The sequence below is a fragment of the Cupriavidus sp. 01L46 genome (genome assembly GCF_056399905.1).
In genome coordinates this window covers 1-748 of record NZ_JBFTSF010000668.1, presented here as the reverse complement: position 1 = coordinate 748, position 748 = coordinate 1, and the positions used below count along the sequence as shown (strand labels likewise).

At 59.0% G+C, this 748-nt stretch carries 1 pseudogene; it reads left to right on the top strand.

Annotation, left to right across the window (positions count from 1 at the left end):
- Positions 1-598 precede the first annotated feature (598 nt).
- Positions 599-748, top strand: a pseudogene (locus tag AC1DS3_RS39210) (ISNCY family transposase); the annotation flags it as partial.

Sequence of the window (748 nt, the reverse complement as noted above, 5' to 3'; positions counted from 1 at the left end):
CTCATGATGGGCGGGGGCTGCGATGGACGGAGTGCGCCAGACGCAGGCGCTGAAGAGCTGCTTTATCCGAGCTCCCCACGTCACCTAGGCTGGTGGAGCGCGTCAGCTTGGTCGAGGCTCCGGAGTTCTTCCTGCGCTTTGACTGGGCCAGCCTGGGCGTCGATACCGTCGTCAACCGCGGTCGCGTCTTCAACAGAATCCTCGGCTGGGTCGGCACGCCCGACGTGACGAGCGTCGTTTATTGTGCAGATTCGATCCGATGGGACTGGGCGGGTACCTGCGCGTGCATGGCAGATCGGGAGCTAAGGTCAAGCCGCACCAGCCCGCCAACCTTGAGGCGGCACTGTTTGACCAGTTCGCGAGATTGCACAGGTCCGCCGGCCCAAAATGGGCAAGTCCTTCGAGAATCTTAGTTCTCCATCTAATTGCGAAAAATTGGTTGCCCTTATGAGCGCGCCTGAGTTTATTATTTAACATAATACCTATTCGGCGTTTTTATAAATGTAAAGGCCAAATCAGAATGTCCGCTTCCAGCCACATCAGAATGTCCTCTGGATAGACCTATACTGGTAGCGCCTGGGTTGGACGGGAGCGCGCCATGAAGGATCGAGGGTTGATCACCATGAGTCTGCGCGAAGTTGACCGCTTCAAGGTCATTCAGGCAACGGCCGAGGGCCTGCTGGCGCAATGGCGCGCCGCAGAGCGCCTGGATCTGACGGCGCGGCAAGTCCGGCGGCTGGTGCAGCGC